Here is a 16,359-nt window from a genome sequence, read left to right as displayed (position 1 = left end):
TGCCTAAACGACCGCCGCTGCGAACGATGAGCGATAGAGGTCTGAGAGCTCTGCAAGCGGTGCAGAGGTCGTTCCCATTTTCACCATATCTCCTGTGAAGCGGCCCACGCTGGTAATTGGAACACCGGCTTGTGCGGCTGCAATCATCAGTTCTTCAGCCTTGTCGAGTGAACAGGCAACCAGGTAGCGTGCCTGGTCTTCGCCGAAGAGAGTCGGCGTGTCGTCAGCGTCAAGTATGATGCCAACACCAGCGGCTTCGGCCATTTCAAAGGCTGCCAATGCCAAGCCGCCGTCGGAAAGATCGGTACAGGCCGTGATCCATTGCGCATTGGCGCGGATGAAGTCGCCATTGCGTTTTTCGGCGTCGAGGTCGACGGCAGGTGCATCGCCTTCGTCGCGATTGAACACAACCGACAAAAGGGCGGAGCGACCGAGGTGGCCGATCGTGTCGCCGACAACAAGGGCGGCATGACCGTCGCGCACGACGCCGCCGATCATATCATCCGCCGAAGAGATCAACCCAACCGCGCCGATGGTTGGGGTCGGCAGGATCGCAGCACCGTCTGTTTCATTATAGAGAGACACGTTGCCTGAGACGATTGGCATGTCGAGCGCTGCGACGGCTTCACCGATGCCTTGGATCGCGCCGACGAACTGGCCCATGATCGACGGCTTTTCAGGGTTGCCGAAGTTCAGGTTGTCCGTGGTAGCGAGAGGCGTCGCGCCGGTGGCCGTCAGATTCCGGTACGCCTCTGCCACCGCCTGTTTACCGCCTTCGACAGGGTTGGCGACGACATAGCGGGGCGTCACATCCGAGGTAAAGGCCAGCGATTTGTCAGTGCCGTGCACCCGGATGATGCCTGCACCGAGACCCGGTGTCCGCACGGTATCGGCCATGACCTGCGTATCATACTGCTCGTAAACCCATTCCTTGGACGCATAGGACGGATCGCTGATCAGGGCGCGCAGACCGTCGATTGGGTCGATCTGTGGGACGTCGGTCAGATCGTCTGCCTGCGGGGTCGGTTCCCAAGGGCGGTCGTATTCGGGCGCAGTTGACGAGAGTTTGGACAGCGGCAGGTCCGCCATGACGCGGCCTTGATGCTCGATCAAAAAGCGGTCTTCGGCGATGGTTTTGCCGACGATGGCAAAGTCGAGGTCCCATTTTTCGAACACGGCGCGCGCGGCGTCTTCCAGCTCTGGCTTCAGAACCATCAGCATGCGTTCCTGGGATTCCGACAGCATCATTTCATAGGCTGTCATGTTCTCTTCGCGCTGAGGCACATCGTCGAGTTTGAGTTTGATGCCCAAGCCACCTTTGTCACCCATTTCGACCGCGGAGCAGGTCAGTCCAGCGGCGCCCATGTCCTGAATCGAGATCACCGCGCCGGTCTCCATCAACTCTAACGTGGCTTCCATCAGACGCTTTTCTGTAAAGGGGTCACCAACCTGAACGGTGGGGCGCTTTTCCTCGATCGTGTCATCGAATTCAGCCGAGGCCATGGTTGCCCCACCGACGCCGTCACGGCCGGTTTTGGCACCGAGGTAGACGACAGGCATGCCGACGCCTGAGGCGGCCGAGTAGAAGATCTTGTCAGCATCGACGAGGCCTGCCGCAAATGCGTTGACGAGGCAGTTGCCGTTATAGGCAGGGTCGAAGCGGACCTCTCCACCGACCGTCGGAACACCAAAGCAGTTGCCATAGCCACCGACGCCCGCGACGACGCCAGAGACGAGCGATTTGGTTTTAGGATGAGACGGTTCGCCGAAGGAAAGCGCATTCATCGCCGCGACAGGACGCGCGCCCATGGTGAAGACGTCGCGCAGGATACCGCCCACACCCGTGGCCGCGCCTTGGTAGGGTTCGATGTAGGAGGGGTGGTTGTGGCTTTCCATTTTGAAAACCACGGCCTGACCGTCGCCGATGTCGACAATGCCGGCATTTTCACCGGGACCGCAGATCACCTGTGGCCCATCGGTCGGCAGGGTGCGCAGCCATTTCTTGGACGACTTGTAGGAACAGTGCTCGTTCCACATGGCCGAGAAGATGCCAAGTTCTGTGAAAGTTGGTTCGCGACCGATGATGTCCAGAATGCTGGCATATTCATCGGGGCTGAGCCCATGTGCCGTGATCAGGTCATCTGTGAGTGCCGGTTCCTGCATGATCATCTTTCCCGCCCGAAGTTGGCGGTGTCATAGAAGGTTCATCCGGAATGGGGAAGGGTTAAGGGGCGCGGCATTGCATGCCATTGCGGCAAAAAAAATGCCGGGCGCTCATTAGATGAGGCGACCCGGCGCAAGTCCAACAGGGAGGTTGAAGGGCGGCGTAAGCCAGCGCCTTCGAGGTTTGATTTAGGGAATGCCGGGTTTTTCATCAAGTCTGCTGAAGCGATAATCGGTGCAATCCCGCTATGCGCGAAATGCATAGCTATTTGGCGCATGGGCGCGTGTCAGGCAGGAACCTTGAGTGATTTGCGCCGCATCTGGATTTCTGCCTGAACGAAATCACGAAACGCCGAGATGCGCTTGGAGTGACGCAATTCTTCTGGATAGGCAAGGAAGACCGGCACGTCCGAGCTGTCGACTTCGGGCAGAACATGCACGAGGCCTTCGTGTTCGAGATCAAGGTAGTCTGGAAGAACCCCGATCCCGAGGTTATGGATCACCCCCTGCAGCACTCCGAAGTAGTTGTTCACCGTCAATAGGGACTGAATGTTGAAGGTCATGAGGTGCTGGACCATCGTGGCACCTGCGTTGACCTGAACAGACGCGGGGTTCTGGCAAATCAGTCGGTGCTTGGCGATGTCTTCGATCTTTTCGGGTGTGCCGGCGCTGTCGAGGTATTTGCGCGTCGCATAAAGACGCATTTTGATCGACATGAGTTTTTTGCGGATAAGGTCAGCCTGGCTGGGTTCTTTCATCCGGATCGCCACGTCGGCTTCGCGCATCGGAAGATCAAGCACGCGTTCCTCAAGCATGAGATCGATCCGCAAATCCGGGTAGGCTTTGTACAACTGCGGCAGGCGAGGCGCGAGCCACAGGGACCCAAATCCGATCGTGGTCGTCACGCGCAGGTCGCCAAAGACCTCTTCTTCGCTGTCGCGAATGCGTGCGGCGGCGGCATCCAAGCGTTTGTTCATCGCGGTGGTTGCGTCAAACAAGAGCTCGCCTTGTTCGGTCAGGATCAACCCACGCGCGTGGCGGTGAAACAGCGTCGCGTTCAGCATTTCCTCAAGCGCGCGAATCTGACGTGAAACGGCGGATTGCGACAGGTGAAGTGTGTCACCCGCATGGGTGAGAGACCCGGCATCCGCGACGGCGTGAAAGATTCTGAGTTTGTCCCAATCCATGGTGAGCGTTTACTCCGCGTGATCGCTAACAGTGTTCGTCATCATTCGTTAACCCCTGTAACACACAGGAAAAAATTCTCACACACTGAATTGACTTTGTAGGTCAGCATTTTTGACCTATCTTGGGTGTAGTCATCATCTGGGAGGATACCGATGGCCCGTCAAGACGTGACACTGGCAGATCGCTATGACCTGACGAAACGTCAGGTGCTTTTGAACGGTACGCAGGCGTTGGTGCGGCTGATGCTCATGCAAGCGGCACGGGACAAGGCGGATGGGCTGAACACGGCTGGATATGTGACCGGCTATCGAGGCTCGCCCTTGGGGGCGGTCGATATGCAAATGTCGCGCGCGCAGAAGCAGTTAGACGCCGCGCAGGTGACCTTTCAGCCCGGATTGAATGAGGATCTGGCAGCGACGGCACTGTGGGGGACACAACAATCAGAGTTGCGTGGCGAAGGGCGCTATGACGGTGTTTTCGGCCTTTGGTATGGCAAAGGGCCGGGTGTCGACCGCACCGGTGATGTTTTTCGCCATGTGAATATGGCAGGGACGTCGAAACATGGTGGCGTGCTGGTGGCGATGGGCGACGACCATACTGGGGAAAGCTCGACCACTGTGCATCAATCGGAATGGACAATGGTCGACAGCATGATGCCCGTGCTCAGCCCTGCTGGGGTGCAAGAGATCATGGATCTGGGGCTCTTCGGGTATGCGATGGGTCGGTTCGCCGGTGTTTGGGCAGGGCTGAAATGCATGAAGGATACGGTCGAATCGACGGCCGTTGTGAATGGTGACCCGCATCGTTTGAAGTTTGTGACGCCCGAATTCGAGATGCCGGAAGGTGGGCTGAACATCCGCTTGATCGACCATTGGGTCGCGCAGGAAGAGCGGATCATGCGGTATAAGCGGCAGGCGGCCGAAGCCTTTGCCCGTGCGAACCGGATGGACAAGCGGGTTTGGGGGAAACCCGGAGCCAAGATCGGGTTTGTCGCCGCCGGTAAGAATTGGCTGGATTTGCAGCATGCGCTCGGGTTGCTGGGCATTGATGGTGATCGTGCCGAGGCATTGGGGATCACCACCTATAAGGTCGCCATGACATGGCCGCTGGACGTGGAAAGCTACCGCGAGTGGGCCGAGGGTCTGGACCTGATTGTCGTGGTAGAAGAGAAGCGTAAGCTGTTGGAAGTGCAGATGAAAGAGTTCATCTTTAACGACCGGCAGGGGCGTCGTGTTTATGGCGAATTTGGCGGAAACGGCGACTACCTTTTCCCTTCTTGGGGCTCGATTGATCCAGTCGATGCAGCGCGCAAGATCGGGCGTATTCTTGAAATTGAAGGGCGCGGGTCAGAAGAGCTTAGTGCGCGTTTGGGCAAACTTGATGCCGCTGTCCGCGCGGACAATGCGCCGGAACTGGCCGCGCGGCTGCCGTATTTCTGTTCAGGCTGTCCGCATAACATCTCGACCAAGGTGCCAGAGGGCAGTCGTGCCTATGCGGGCATTGGCTGTCACTTCATGGTGCAGTGGATGGATCGCGACACGCAGGGCTTTACCCAGATGGGCGGTGAAGGGGCGAACTGGGTCGGAGAAGCGCCGTTTTCGACGCGCGATCATGTGTTCCAGAATATCGGTGACGGGACGTATAATCACTCGGGCGTTCAGGCGATCCGCGCGGCGCTGATGGCGGGGACGAATGTCACCTACAAAATCCTGTTCAATGACGCGGTGGCCATGACCGGTGGACAGAAGAATGACGGCGACCTGACGGCGCAGCAGATTTGCCGAGAATTGGTGGCGATGGGGGTGCCGGAAGTCCATCTGGTCTACGATCCGAAGGAAGACCCTGATCTGAGCGAATTTCCCGCAAATGTGCAAAAATCGACCCGTGATCAGCTGATTTCGGTCGAAGAAAAGTTGCAAAAGGTCAAGGGCGTGAGCGCGATTGTCTACGCTCAGACCTGTGCGGCAGAGAAGCGTCGGCGGCGGAAACGCGGACAGTTCCCGGACCCTGACAAGCGCGTCTTTATCAACACGGATATCTGTGAGGGCTGTGGTGATTGTGGGGTTCAGTCGAACTGTGTGTCAATCGTTCCTGTGGAGACGCCGTTGGGGCGTAAGCGGGCGATTGATCAATCGTCGTGCAACAAGGACTTCAGCTGTGTTGACGGATTCTGTCCGTCTTTTGTGACTATCGAAGGCGCGAAGATGAGGAAAGCGCCAACGGCCTCGGTTGATATCCCTGACATGCCGGAGCCAGTGCTGCCTGAGATCAACGGCACGCATAACGTGGTGATCACCGGTGTTGGTGGAACGGGGGTGGTCACCATCGGTGCTGTGATGGCGATGGCCGCGCATATCGACGGCAAAGGCGCAGGCATGATGGAGATGGCGGGATTGGCCCAGAAGGGTGGTGCCGTGCATATTCATTGCCGTCTCGCGGAAACACCCTCCGACATCAGCGCGATCCGCGTTGCCACAGGTGAATGTGACGTGCTGATCGGCGGCGATTTGGTGGTATCGGCAGGGGCCAAAACGCTGGGTTTGACGTCAACGGGCCGGACCGGCGCTGTTGTAAACAGCCACGAAATCATCACTGGGGATTTTACCCGCAATACCGAATTCACCATCCCGACCGAGGATCTGAAATTGTCGCTTGCGGCGCGGCTTCAGGACCGGTTTTCAACGTTCGACGCATCAGCTTTGGCGCGTAAGTTGCTGGGGGATAGCATTTTTTCGAATATGATGATCTTTGGCGCCGCATGGCAGCAGGGATTTTTGCCACTGTCGAAAGAGGGGATCATTCGGGCTATCGAACTTAATGGCGCGGCGGCTGAAAAGAACATCCAAGCCTTCGAACTGGGCCGTTGGGCGGCGTATGATGCTCAGTCTGTTGAAACCTTGCTTGCCGCCGAGGTCGTGGCGCTGCCATCTGCGGATGACCCCTTCAGCGCGCGCGAAGCCAACCTTCGGGCTTGGGGCGGCAAGGCAGCCGTGCGCAAATGGCGCAAGCTTGTGGATAGTATTGAAGATGCAGACCTAAAGGCCGCGGTGGCGAAAGGCTATCACAAGCTGATTGCCTACAAGGATGAGTACGAAGTGGCGCGGCTGTTGCAGTCAACGGCGGACAAGGCCGCGGAGGAATTTGATGGGGATCTGAAACTGACCTATCATCTTGCCCCGCCATTCCTACCCGGCAAAGCCGCGAACGGACGTCCCAAAAAGCGTGAGTTTGGAAGTTGGATGGCGCGTGTGTCGGACGGCTTGACCAAACTGCGAGTACTGCGTGGGACGCCTTTTGATCCATTTGGCTATAGCGCCGAGCGGAAAATGGAGCGGGCTTTGGTGCGTGAGTACCGCGCTGACATCTTGGCTGTTAAGGACAAGCTGACGCCCGAGACGCGGGATGCGATTTTGGCTTTGGCTGAATTGCCGCTGCAAATCCGTGGGTTTGGGCCTGTGAAAGAGGCCAATGCCAAGGCGGCGGCCAAGCGTCGGGAGGAGCTTAAAGCCGTGATTGATGCTGGTGGTCCAGAACTGAGTGCTGCTGCCGAATAGGCGCGGCGTTCTGGGGCTAGCGCGCGGGCTATACGACGACTAAATACGGGCGCAACACAGGGATGAGGATCATGCGCGCGCATCGCTCTGAAGAACGGCAAGTTGCCAGAGAGATTTCTTATTCGCACTCTGCCGAGACCAAAGGTGGTCGTGCGCTGATCCGGGCGATGGAAAACGCGACCGGTCGCCTGCGGTTAATCAAACGCGCCAAAGGCTATGAGGACGAAGTCGCCGCTGGACGTGATTTCTGGCAGGTCATGGTCGAGCGCTATGGGCTGAGCATCAAGGTGGTCGGCGGCGCGTTGGATAATATCCCCAAAGACGGTCCTCTGATCGTGGTCGCGAACCACCCCTATGGCATTCTCGATGGCCTGATCATGGGAAACATCCTGTCCAGCATTCGGGGCGATTTCCGGATTTTGGCAAACTCGGTGTTTCGCAAGGCCAAGGATTTGGATCGTGTGATCCTGCCGATTTCGTTTGAAGAGACGAAGGAAGGTATGCGGACCAACCTTGAGACCCGGAAAGCATCGCTTGAGTATCTGCGGGAAGGCGGGGCGATTGGGATTTTCCCCGGTGGCACAGTGTCTACAGCCGTGAAGCCTTTTGGACGTCCCATGGATCCGGGGTGGCGCGCATTTACGGCGCGGATGGTGTCAAAATCTGGCGCGACGGTGGTTCCGATCTTCTTTGATGGCCATAACAGCCGTTTGTTCCAGATTGCGTCGCATCTGCATTATACCCTGCGGATGGCGTTCCTGATCCGCGAGTTTAAGGCCCGCGTAGATGAGCCAGTTGAGATTGTCGTGGGGCAGCCGCTCCCGAAAGCCGAGCTTGAGGCGCGCGCCAAGGACAGCAAAGCGATGATGGAATATTTGCGCTCAGAGACTTACAAGCTGAGCCCGCGCCCGGTAGAGACGAATTCAAAGGGTTATGAATTCGAGGACAAGTACCGTTAATGGCTGTTGGCATTTTTGATTCAGGTCTGGGCGGTTTGACCGTGCTGGACGCGGCGCAGTCGCGGTTGCCGGATGTGCCGTTCAAATACTTCGCTGACAGCGCCCATGCGCCGTATGGGGTGCGGGATGCGGATGACATCTATGAACTGACGACGGCGGCGGTTGGTCGTTTGTTCGAAGAAGGCTGTGATCTGGTGATCCTTGCTTGCAATACCGCGAGCGCGGCGGCCTTGCGGCGGATGCAAGAGGGCTGGGTGCCACGCAACAAGCGCGTTCTTGGGGTTTTCGTGCCTTTGATCGAGGCGCTGACCGAGCGGCAATGGGGCGATAACTCGCCCCCGCGTGAGGTGGCTGTGAAGCACGTGGCGCTTTTTGCAACCCCGGCAACGGTCAGCAGCCGTGCGTTTCAGCGAGAGCTGGCGTTTCGAGCGATTGGCGTCGATGTCGAGGCACAGGCCTGCGGTGGCGTCGTCGATGCGATCGAAGATGGCGACCTGATCCTTGCGGAGGCGCTGGTCAAAAGCCATGTCGATGCGTTGAAGCGAAAAATGCCGCATCCGGATGCAGCGATCCTTGGATGCACGCATTATCCTTTAATGGAACAACAGTTCCAAGCGGCGCTTGGCCCCGAGGTAAAGGTGTTTTCTCAAGGCAAACTGGTGGCGGAAAGCCTAGCCGATTATTTGACCCGTCATCCGGACATGCTGGGGCAGGGACAGGCAACGGGATATCTGACCACGGGTGATCCGGGGCGTGTCAGCGACCGTGCGACCCAGTTCCTGCGACGAAAGATCGAATTTCAGGCCGCCTGAGCAGGGGCCATTTGGCGCAATTGCGCCGTCGATCTTTCTCACTTAACTCGTCTGTCAAGAAAGGCGTGAACCATGTCGCATAATGTCATTATCCTTGGTGCATCGGGCTATACCGGAGCAGAGCTTGTCCGTTTGATTGCCACGCATCCGACGATGAATATCGTGGCCCTCAGCGCAGAGCGTAAGGCTGGGCAAGAAATGGGGCAGGTATTCCCGCATCTACGCCACCTCAATCTGCCCAAGCTGCAAAAGATCGACGAGATCGACTTTAATCGTGCGAACCTTGTGTTTTGCGCTTTGCCTCACGCGACGTCGCAGGCGGTCATTCGCGAATTGCCTGCGGATGTGAAAGTCGTTGATCTGTCCGCAGATTTCCGGCTGCGCGATCCTGCCGACTATGAGGCATGGTACGGCAAGCCGCACTCGGCCACCGACCTGCAGGAAGAAGCGGTTTATGGCCTGACCGAGTTTTACCGTGACCAGATCGAGGGCGCGCGACTGGTGGCCGGAACGGGCTGCAACGCTGCGACGGGTCAATATGCGCTGCGTCCGCTGATTGCGGCCGGAGTGATTGATCTTGATGAGATCATTATGGACCTCAAGGCAGGCGTGTCAGGTGCAGGTCGTGCGCTCAAGGAAAACCTGCTTCACGCTGAGCTGTCTGAGGGGTTGGGCGCGTATTCGGCTGGCGGCAAACATCGGCATCTGGGCGAATTCGACCAGGAGTTCAGCGCGATTGCCGGACGCGAGGTCAAAGTTCAGTTCACACCGCATCTGGTGCCTGTGAACCGGGGCATCTTGATCACGTCATATGTGCGCGGCGATGCAAACGTGATCCATCAGACCCTTGCAAACGCCTATGACGATGAAACTTTTTTGGAAGTGCTTCCGTTTGGAGAGTTGCCAGAGATGAAACATGTCCGTGGCTCGAATTTCTGCCATATCGGCGTTGTGGGTGATCGGCTGCCGGGGCGTGCGATCGTGGTGTCGGTGCTGGATAACCTATGCAAAGGCTCAAGCGGTCAGGCGTTGCAAAACGCCAATCTGATGCTGGGCGAAGAGGAGACGGCAGGCCTGATGGCTGCGCCGTTGTATCCGTAATGCGCAGTCTCAAGAAACAGCGCCGCATTCAGGTGATCGTTATTGCGATGATCGCGCTTGTCGGCGCGACCGCGTTGGTGGGGTACGCGATGCGGGACGGGATTAACTTCTTTCGTTCACCGTCGCAGGTCGTTGAGGCCCCGCCGCAACCCAATGAGGTGTTTCGGATCGGTGGTCTTGTCGAGGAGGGCACTCTGATCCGGGGTGAGGGCGAGACGATCACGTTTTCCGTGACCGATGGCGGCGCGTCGGTTGCCGTGGCCTATACTGGCATCTTGCCGGACCTTTTCCGCGAGGGCGAAGGCATGGTGGGTACCGGGCGGTTCGTCGATGGGCGGTTTGAAGCGACAGAGATTCTGGCCCGCCATGACGAGACGTATATGCCCAAAGAGGTTGTCGATGCTCTGAAAGAGCAGGGCGTATACAAGGGCCCCGATGGCGAAGCGTACGGTGAGACAGTCACCAATTAACCATTTCGCCTGACCTTTGCGCCCCATTGGGCCATGGGAGCAGGTGAATGCAGACCGTCAAAGACATCGCGACAGAGATTGTCGCCCGCGAAGGCGGGTATGTGAACGACCCGGATGATCCGGGTGGGGCCACGAAATACGGCGTCACAATCCATACGATGCGCAGATTGGGTTTGGACCTGACGGGCGACGGCACGGTCAGCAGCGATGACGTCAAGCGCCTGACCAAGGCGCAGGCAGTCGGCATTTTTATCGACCATTACTTTGTCAAACCGCGTATCGCGGATCTTCCGCAGCCATTGCAAGCCACGGTCTTTGACATGCAGGTCAATGCCGGGGCGAATGCGATCAAGATCCTTCAGCGCCTGCTCGCCAAGGTTGGCTACAAAGTGGCCGTTGACGGGGCGCTGGGGTCAAAAACTCTGAGCGCCGCGGCGCTGGCGATGGCGGTGGCACCGGCGCATTTGGTCGATGCCTATGGGATCGAGCGGCGCAATTACTATTACGCACTGGCGGATCGACGCAAAGCCTCGCGCAAATATGCGCGCAGGCGTGACGGCGGCAAAGGCGGTTGGATCACCCGCGCCGAAGAGTTCATTTCATCGCGCTATCACCTGACACCTGCGCAACACCGCAAAAGGACGGCGACATGGGCATGATCGAACGGGTTTTCTCGCTTCTGTTTGGCGGCGGTGAGGGGGCTTTGAAGGAGACAATCGAAGTGTTCCGCGAAAACGCCGAAGACACGGCCGGGCGTGATCACGCGGCACGCAGGGCGGCCTTGCACCAATTTGCCGCCGAATTTACGCACCCCCGCAAGTCGATTTTTGACCAGTTCATTGATGGGCTGAACCGTGTTCCACGGCCAGCCATGGCGCTTGGGACGCTTGGGTTGTTCGTAGCGGCGATGTGGGACCCGGAGTGGTTTGCCTCACGGATGCAAGGCATTGCGCTGGTGCCAGAGCCACTTTGGTGGCTGTTGGGCGCAGTTGTGTCGTTCTATTTTGGGGCACGGCATCAGTTGAAAGGGCAGGAATTTCAGAAGTCCCTGGCCCAAAGTGCCGCCGCCGCGGGGGCCTTGAGCATCGACCTCGACGGGCAGACTGACGATGTCGAGGACGGTGTGCCGGACGTGAAGCTGGCCACGCGCTTTGCCGAAAACGCCGCGTTGGAGGATTGGCGGCTCTCGCGTCGCGGATAAGGTGGAAGAAATCGCATGAGTTCCCCTGCGACAGATTAGGCATCCCCATTTCCGCGAGGATACTGAGGCGATATAACAGGGGCATGATCGTAGAACTCGGACATTTCGCGCTTATCCTGGCCTTTGCGCTGGCGATTTTTCAGACTGTTGTGCCTTTGGTTGGGGCCCATCGTAAGCATGTGGGTTGGATGGCGGCGGCAGAGCCCGCAGCGACGGCGCAGTTCCTGCTGGTCGCGTTTTCATTCGTAGCGCTGACCTATGCCTTCGTGGTCTCGGACTTTTCCTTGCGGGTGGTTACGTCCAACTCGCACACGCTGAAACCGATGATCTACAAGGTGACCGGCGTTTGGGGCAATCATGAGGGATCACTGCTGCTTTGGGTATTGATCCTTGCTCTGTTCGGCGCGCTTGCGGCGTGGTTTGGCAAGGGGTTGCCTGATACATTGCGCGCTCGCGTTCTGGCGGTGCAGGGATCGGTTGGCGTCGCTTTTTACGCCTTCATTCTTTTCACATCGAACCCGTTTGACAGGTTGGCCGAGCCGCCGTTTGACGGAACGGGCCTGAACCCGCTGTTGCAGGATCCCGGCTTGGCATTTCACCCGCCGTTTCTCTACCTCGGTTACGTTGGGCTTTCTCTCACGTTCTCTTTTGCCGTCGCCGCCTTGCTGGAAGGCCGCGTGGACGCGGCCTGGGGCCGGTGGGTACGTCCCTGGACGCTGGCGGCGTGGCTGTTTCTGACCATCGGCATCGCGCTGGGGTCGTGGTGGGCCTATTACGAGCTGGGTTGGGGCGGCTTCTGGTTCTGGGATCCTGTCGAAAACGCGTCCTTTATGCCTTGGCTTCTGAGCGTGGCGTTGCTGCATTCGGCGATCGTGGTTGAGAAACGCGAGGCGCTGAAGGCTTGGACAATCTTGTTGGCCATCTTGGCCTTTGGCTTCTGTCTGATCGGAGCGTTTATCGTGCGCTCGGGCGTTTTGACCTCGGTCCATGCGTTCGCGAATGACCCGGAGCGGGGGACATATCTGTTGCTGATCACCGCGCTCTTTACCGGTGGGGCGCTTACGCTCTTTGCGGCGCGGGCGCAGGTCATGGAATCGCGCGGGGTGTTTGCCGTGGCCAGCCGCGAAAGCGCGCTGGTGGCCAATAACGTGCTTTTGGCGGTGTCGTGTCTGGTGGTCTTTGTAGGCACGATCTGGCCGCTGATTGCCGAGATCTTCTTTGATCGCAAGCTGTCGGTCGGGCCGCCGTTTTTCAACATGGCCTTCACGCCGTTCATGGTGGCGCTGTCGCTGATCTTGCCGTTGGGGTCGATCCTGCCGTGGAAGCGGGCGAAGCTGGGCAAGATGGCGTTCAAGCTGCGTTATGTCGTGGTGCTGACCTTTGCTGTGCTGGCCTTGATCTGGGCGATGCAGACCGGCCGATCGGCGGGCGGGCCGCTGGGGATCGCGCTGGGTGTCTGGGTCGTTGCGGGGGCTGTGGTTGACCTGTGGCAGCGCGCCAATGGTAAGGCGGATCGCCTGTTGCGGCTGCCGCGCTCTGACTGGGGCAAGGCCGTGGCGCATGCCGGTATGGGGATTACCACCATCGGGATCGCGGGTCTCTTGGCCTATCAGGTCGAAGACATCCGCGTTGCGCAGGTGGGCGAGACCTTTGAAGTGGATCGCTACGAGATCACTCTGGCCGATGTACAAAACATCGAAGGGCCGAACTATTTCTCGACCATGGCGTGGCTTGAGGTACGGCAGGATGGGCGTCTGATCGAGACGCTGACCCCCGAACGTCGCCGCTATCCAGTGGCCGGTATGGGCACGACAGAGGCCGCCATTCGCAATGGTCTGATGCGCGACATTTATCTTGTGATCGGTGAGCCGCAGGTGAACGGCGGCTGGGCTGTGCGCAGCTTTATCAAACCGCTGGCGAACTGGATTTGGCTGGGTTGTATCATCATGGCGTTGGGCGGCGCGCTGAGCCTGACAGACCGCCGGTTACGGGTGGCCGCTGGTGCGCGCAAGCAAGGTTCAGCAACGGCGGTGCCTGCGGAATGATGAAACGCTTGATCCTTGTCCTGTGCTTGGCAGCTGCGCCCACTCTGGCCGTTGAACCGGATGAGGTTCTTTCCGATCCGATGCTGGAAGACCGCGCGCGAGAAATCAGCGCCGGATTGCGCTGTCCTGTCTGTCAGAATGAGAGCATCGACGAAAGCAATGCAGATGTGGCCAAGGACCTTCGTTTGTTGGTTCGCGAGCGGTTGGTGGCAGGCGACAGCAATGAAGAGACGGTGGATTTCATCGTGGCGCGCTACGGTGAGTATGTTCTTCTGCGTCCTGACACGGGCGGCGCGAACCTGATCCTTTGGGGCGTTGGGCCAGCGGTTCTTTTACTTGTGTTGGGCGGGTTGTTTCTGGCGCGTCGTCGTGGGCGCAGCGACGCAACGGCCCCTCTAAGCGCCGAAGAAGAGGCGCGTTTGGCCGAATTGCTGAAAGACGACCCAGCCTAAACAGGGCCACAGTCCGAAAAATCTGAACTCTGACGTGCCGTCTGCCTTTTCGGTTGGGGCTGGCCTTCTTATCTTGACGCCAACGGAAAGAAGGGACCGCCCAATGGATTATGAAACGATCAAGCTGCGCATTCGCAACGATGTGGCGGTGATCAAGTTCGACCGTGCCGATGTCATGAACGCGTTGAACACACAGATGCGGGCCGAAATCACGCATGCGATGAAAGCCGCCCCCAAAGAGGCACGTGTTGTCGTGATGACAGGCTCTGGCAAAGCGTTTTGCTCGGGGCAGGATCTGGGTGATCGCTCGAACGCCGCGAACCTTGATCTAGAGCGGACATTGCGGGACGAATATGTCCCCATGTTGAACGCGATCTATAATTGCCCGGTGCCAACCATCAGCGCTGTGAACGGTGCGGCGGCAGGTGCAGGCGCAAACCTGGCGCTTGCGGCTGACGTGGTGATTGCGACCGAGAGCGCGTTTTTTCTGCAGGCCTTTACGCGGATCGGCCTGATCCCGGACGCAGGCGGAACCTATTTCCTGCCCCGTCAAATGGGCATGGCCAAGGCGATGGGCGCAGCGCTTTTTGCCGATAAGATCACCGCCCAGCAAGCCAGCGACTGGGGCATGATCTGGGAAGCGGTGGCCGATGATGCGTTTGAGGCGCATTGGCAGGCGCGGGCGGCACATCTGGCTCAGGGGCCAACGCAGGCCTATGCGCATGTGAAAACGGCCATCCGAGGCGCGTTTGACAACACGCTGGACGAGCAACTCGCGCTTGAGGCGCGTCTGCAGGGCGATTGCGGCAAGACCCGTGATTTCCGCGAGGGCGTGATGGCCTTCCTTGAGAAGCGCCCTGCGCAATACGAGGGACGGTAAGCAGTGTCGCCCCGGGCTTAACCCTGGGGCTTGCGCCGTAGGCGTTCCATCGAGTTCTCTGAAGTCCCGGGCCAAGCACGAAACACAAGAAAAAAAGGCGCATCAAATGATGCGCCTTTTTTGCTTTGAAATGTCCGCGCTTTAGCGGTTTTCGATGTTGACGTAGTCGCGCATCGTTTCGCCCATATAGAGCTGACGCGGACGACCGATTTTCAACGCTGGATCGCTGATCTGTTCTTTCCACTGGGAAATCCATCCAACAGTCCGTGCCAAGGCAAAGATCGGCGTGAACATCGATGTCGGGAAGCCCATCGCGTCAAGGATGATACCTGAGTAGAAATCGACGTTCGGGAACAGTTTCTTGTCCGCGAAATACGGATCGGCGAGGGCCTGTTTCTCAAGCTCTTTCGCGACCTGGAGACGTGGGTTGTTCTCAACACCCAAGAGGTCCAGAACCTCGTCCGCCGATTGCTTCATCACCTTCGCGCGTGGGTCAAAGTTCTTGTAGACGCGGTGGCCAAAGCCCATCAGACGGAATGGATCATCCTTGTCCTTCGCGCGTGCGATGAATTCGGGGATGCGGTCGACGCTGCCGATTTCACCCAGCATTTCAAGACAGGCTTGGTTCGCGCCACCGTGGGCAGGTCCCCAAAGACATGCGATGCCGGCCGCGATACACGCAAACGGATTGGCGCCCGAGGACGATGCCAGACGCACGGTCGACGTCGATGCGTTCTGTTCGTGGTCTGCGTGCAGCGTAAAGATACGGTCCATGGCGCGTGCGAGGATCGGATCGACCTCGTAATCCTCGGCAGGGACGGCAAAGCACATGCGCAAGAAGTTCGATGCGTAATCCAGATCGTTGCGCGGATAGATGAACGGCTGACCGATCGTGTATTTGTACGCCATCGCCGCGATTGTTGGCATTTTGGCGATCAGGCGGAAGGTTGCGACCTCGCGCTGATGTGGATCACTGATATCGGTCGAGTCGTGGTAGAAGGCCGACATCGCGCCAACCACACCCACCATGATGGCCATAGGGTGAGCGTCGCGGCGGAACCCACGGAAGAAATTGATCATTTGCTCGTGCAGCATCGTATGACGCGTCACGAGCGTTTCGAACTCTTCCAGTTCTGCAGCCGATGGCAGTTCGCCGTAGAGAAGCAGATAGCAAACTTCGAGGTAATGGGATTTCTCGGCCAGTTGGTCGATCGGGTAACCGCGATGCAGCAGTTCGCCTTTGCCACCGTCGATAAAGGTGATGGTCGAGTCACAGGCAGCGGTCGAGGTGAAGCCCGGATCGTAGGTAAAAACGCCGCCCTCGGCATACAGGCGACGGATATCAATAACGTCTGGTCCAGCGGTCGGCGAATGCATCGGCAATTCGATCGACTTGTCGTCAAACGTCAGCGTCGCTGTTTTTTGCGTGTCTTTCATGGACGTTGTCCCTTCCTTGGCCGATGGGGTTGCGGTCCCCAACTTAGCTTGTCCTGTCCGGATCCGGCACGACACAGCCACGCGAGTATGACACATT

General features: G+C 58.4%; 13 protein-coding genes. 10 read left to right on the top strand and 3 right to left on the bottom strand.

Features of this window, described 5'->3' with window-relative positions; translation table 11 throughout:
- Positions 1–3 precede the first annotated feature (3 nt).
- Both purL and FE702_RS04765 read right to left on the bottom strand, forming a co-directional pair.
- Positions 4–2,163: a phosphoribosylformylglycinamidine synthase subunit PurL gene (gene purL / locus FE702_RS04770; protein WP_147125124.1), complete on the bottom strand. Its 2,160-nt coding sequence runs from the start codon at positions 2,161–2,163 to the stop codon at positions 4–6.
- Positions 2,164–2,450: 287 nt separating this feature from the next.
- Positions 2,451–3,350 (bottom strand): LysR family transcriptional regulator, encoded by a 900-nt coding sequence (locus FE702_RS04765; protein WP_147125123.1) that lies wholly within the window; start codon positions 3,348–3,350, stop codon positions 2,451–2,453.
- A 153-nt stretch (positions 3,351–3,503) separates the two neighbouring features.
- Here FE702_RS04765 and FE702_RS04760 point away from each other — a divergent pair, with 153 nt between their 5' ends.
- The 10 genes from FE702_RS04760 (at position 3,504) to FE702_RS04715 (ending at position 14,825) form a co-directional block, all read left to right on the top strand.
- Positions 3,504–6,905: an indolepyruvate ferredoxin oxidoreductase family protein gene (locus FE702_RS04760; RefSeq protein WP_147125122.1), complete on the top strand. Its 3,402-nt coding sequence runs from the start codon at positions 3,504–3,506 to the stop codon at positions 6,903–6,905.
- A gap of 71 nt (positions 6,906–6,976) precedes the next feature.
- Positions 6,977–7,864, top strand: coding sequence for a lysophospholipid acyltransferase family protein (locus tag FE702_RS04755; protein ID WP_147125121.1), 888 nt, complete (start codon positions 6,977–6,979; stop codon positions 7,862–7,864).
- Positions 7,864–8,676, top strand: coding sequence for a glutamate racemase (locus FE702_RS04750; RefSeq protein ID WP_147125120.1), 813 nt, complete (start codon positions 7,864–7,866; stop codon positions 8,674–8,676). Before FE702_RS04755 ends, FE702_RS04750 begins: the two co-directional genes overlap by 1 nt.
- A gap of 72 nt (positions 8,677–8,748) precedes the next feature.
- Positions 8,749–9,777, top strand: coding sequence for an N-acetyl-gamma-glutamyl-phosphate reductase (gene argC, locus FE702_RS04745; RefSeq protein ID WP_147125119.1), 1,029 nt, complete (start codon positions 8,749–8,751; stop codon positions 9,775–9,777).
- Positions 9,777–10,247, top strand: coding sequence for a cytochrome c maturation protein CcmE (gene ccmE, locus FE702_RS04740; RefSeq protein ID WP_147125118.1), 471 nt, complete (start codon positions 9,777–9,779; stop codon positions 10,245–10,247). The genes argC and ccmE overlap by 1 nt, the downstream gene beginning before the upstream one ends.
- A gap of 47 nt (positions 10,248–10,294) precedes the next feature.
- Positions 10,295–10,906 carry a holin-associated N-acetylmuramidase gene (locus tag FE702_RS04735; protein WP_147125117.1) on the top strand — a complete coding sequence of 204 codons (612 nt, stop codon included), beginning with the start codon at positions 10,295–10,297 and terminating at the stop codon, positions 10,904–10,906.
- Positions 10,897–11,448 carry a holin family protein gene (locus tag FE702_RS04730; RefSeq protein ID WP_147125116.1) on the top strand — a complete coding sequence of 184 codons (552 nt, stop codon included), beginning with the start codon at positions 10,897–10,899 and terminating at the stop codon, positions 11,446–11,448. Before FE702_RS04735 ends, FE702_RS04730 begins: the two co-directional genes overlap by 10 nt.
- 83 nt (positions 11,449–11,531) lie before the next feature.
- Entirely contained in the window at positions 11,532–13,493 is a 1,962-nt protein-coding gene (locus FE702_RS04725) for a heme lyase CcmF/NrfE family subunit (protein ID WP_147125115.1), read from the top strand.
- Positions 13,493–13,945: a cytochrome c-type biogenesis protein gene (locus FE702_RS04720; RefSeq protein WP_186827049.1), complete on the top strand. Its 453-nt coding sequence runs from the start codon at positions 13,493–13,495 to the stop codon at positions 13,943–13,945. Before FE702_RS04725 ends, FE702_RS04720 begins: the two co-directional genes overlap by 1 nt.
- Before the next feature lie 103 nt (positions 13,946–14,048).
- Positions 14,049–14,825, top strand: coding sequence for an enoyl-CoA hydratase-related protein (locus FE702_RS04715; RefSeq protein WP_147125113.1), 777 nt, complete (start codon positions 14,049–14,051; stop codon positions 14,823–14,825).
- 141 nt (positions 14,826–14,966) lie between these two features.
- Here the strand turns inward: FE702_RS04715 and gltA are convergent, their stop codons facing one another.
- Complete coding sequence (gene gltA / locus FE702_RS04710; RefSeq protein WP_147125112.1) at positions 14,967–16,262, bottom strand: citrate synthase; 1,296 nt, start codon at positions 16,260–16,262, stop codon at positions 14,967–14,969.
- Positions 16,263–16,359 lie beyond the last annotated feature (97 nt).

The organism is Shimia ponticola (assembly GCF_007995215.1).
Taxonomy (GTDB): Bacteria; Pseudomonadota; Alphaproteobacteria; order Rhodobacterales; family Rhodobacteraceae; genus Shimia_B; species Shimia_B ponticola.
The sequence above is the reverse complement of the archived record's forward strand: the minus strand, read 5'-3'. Positions and strand labels throughout refer to the sequence as shown.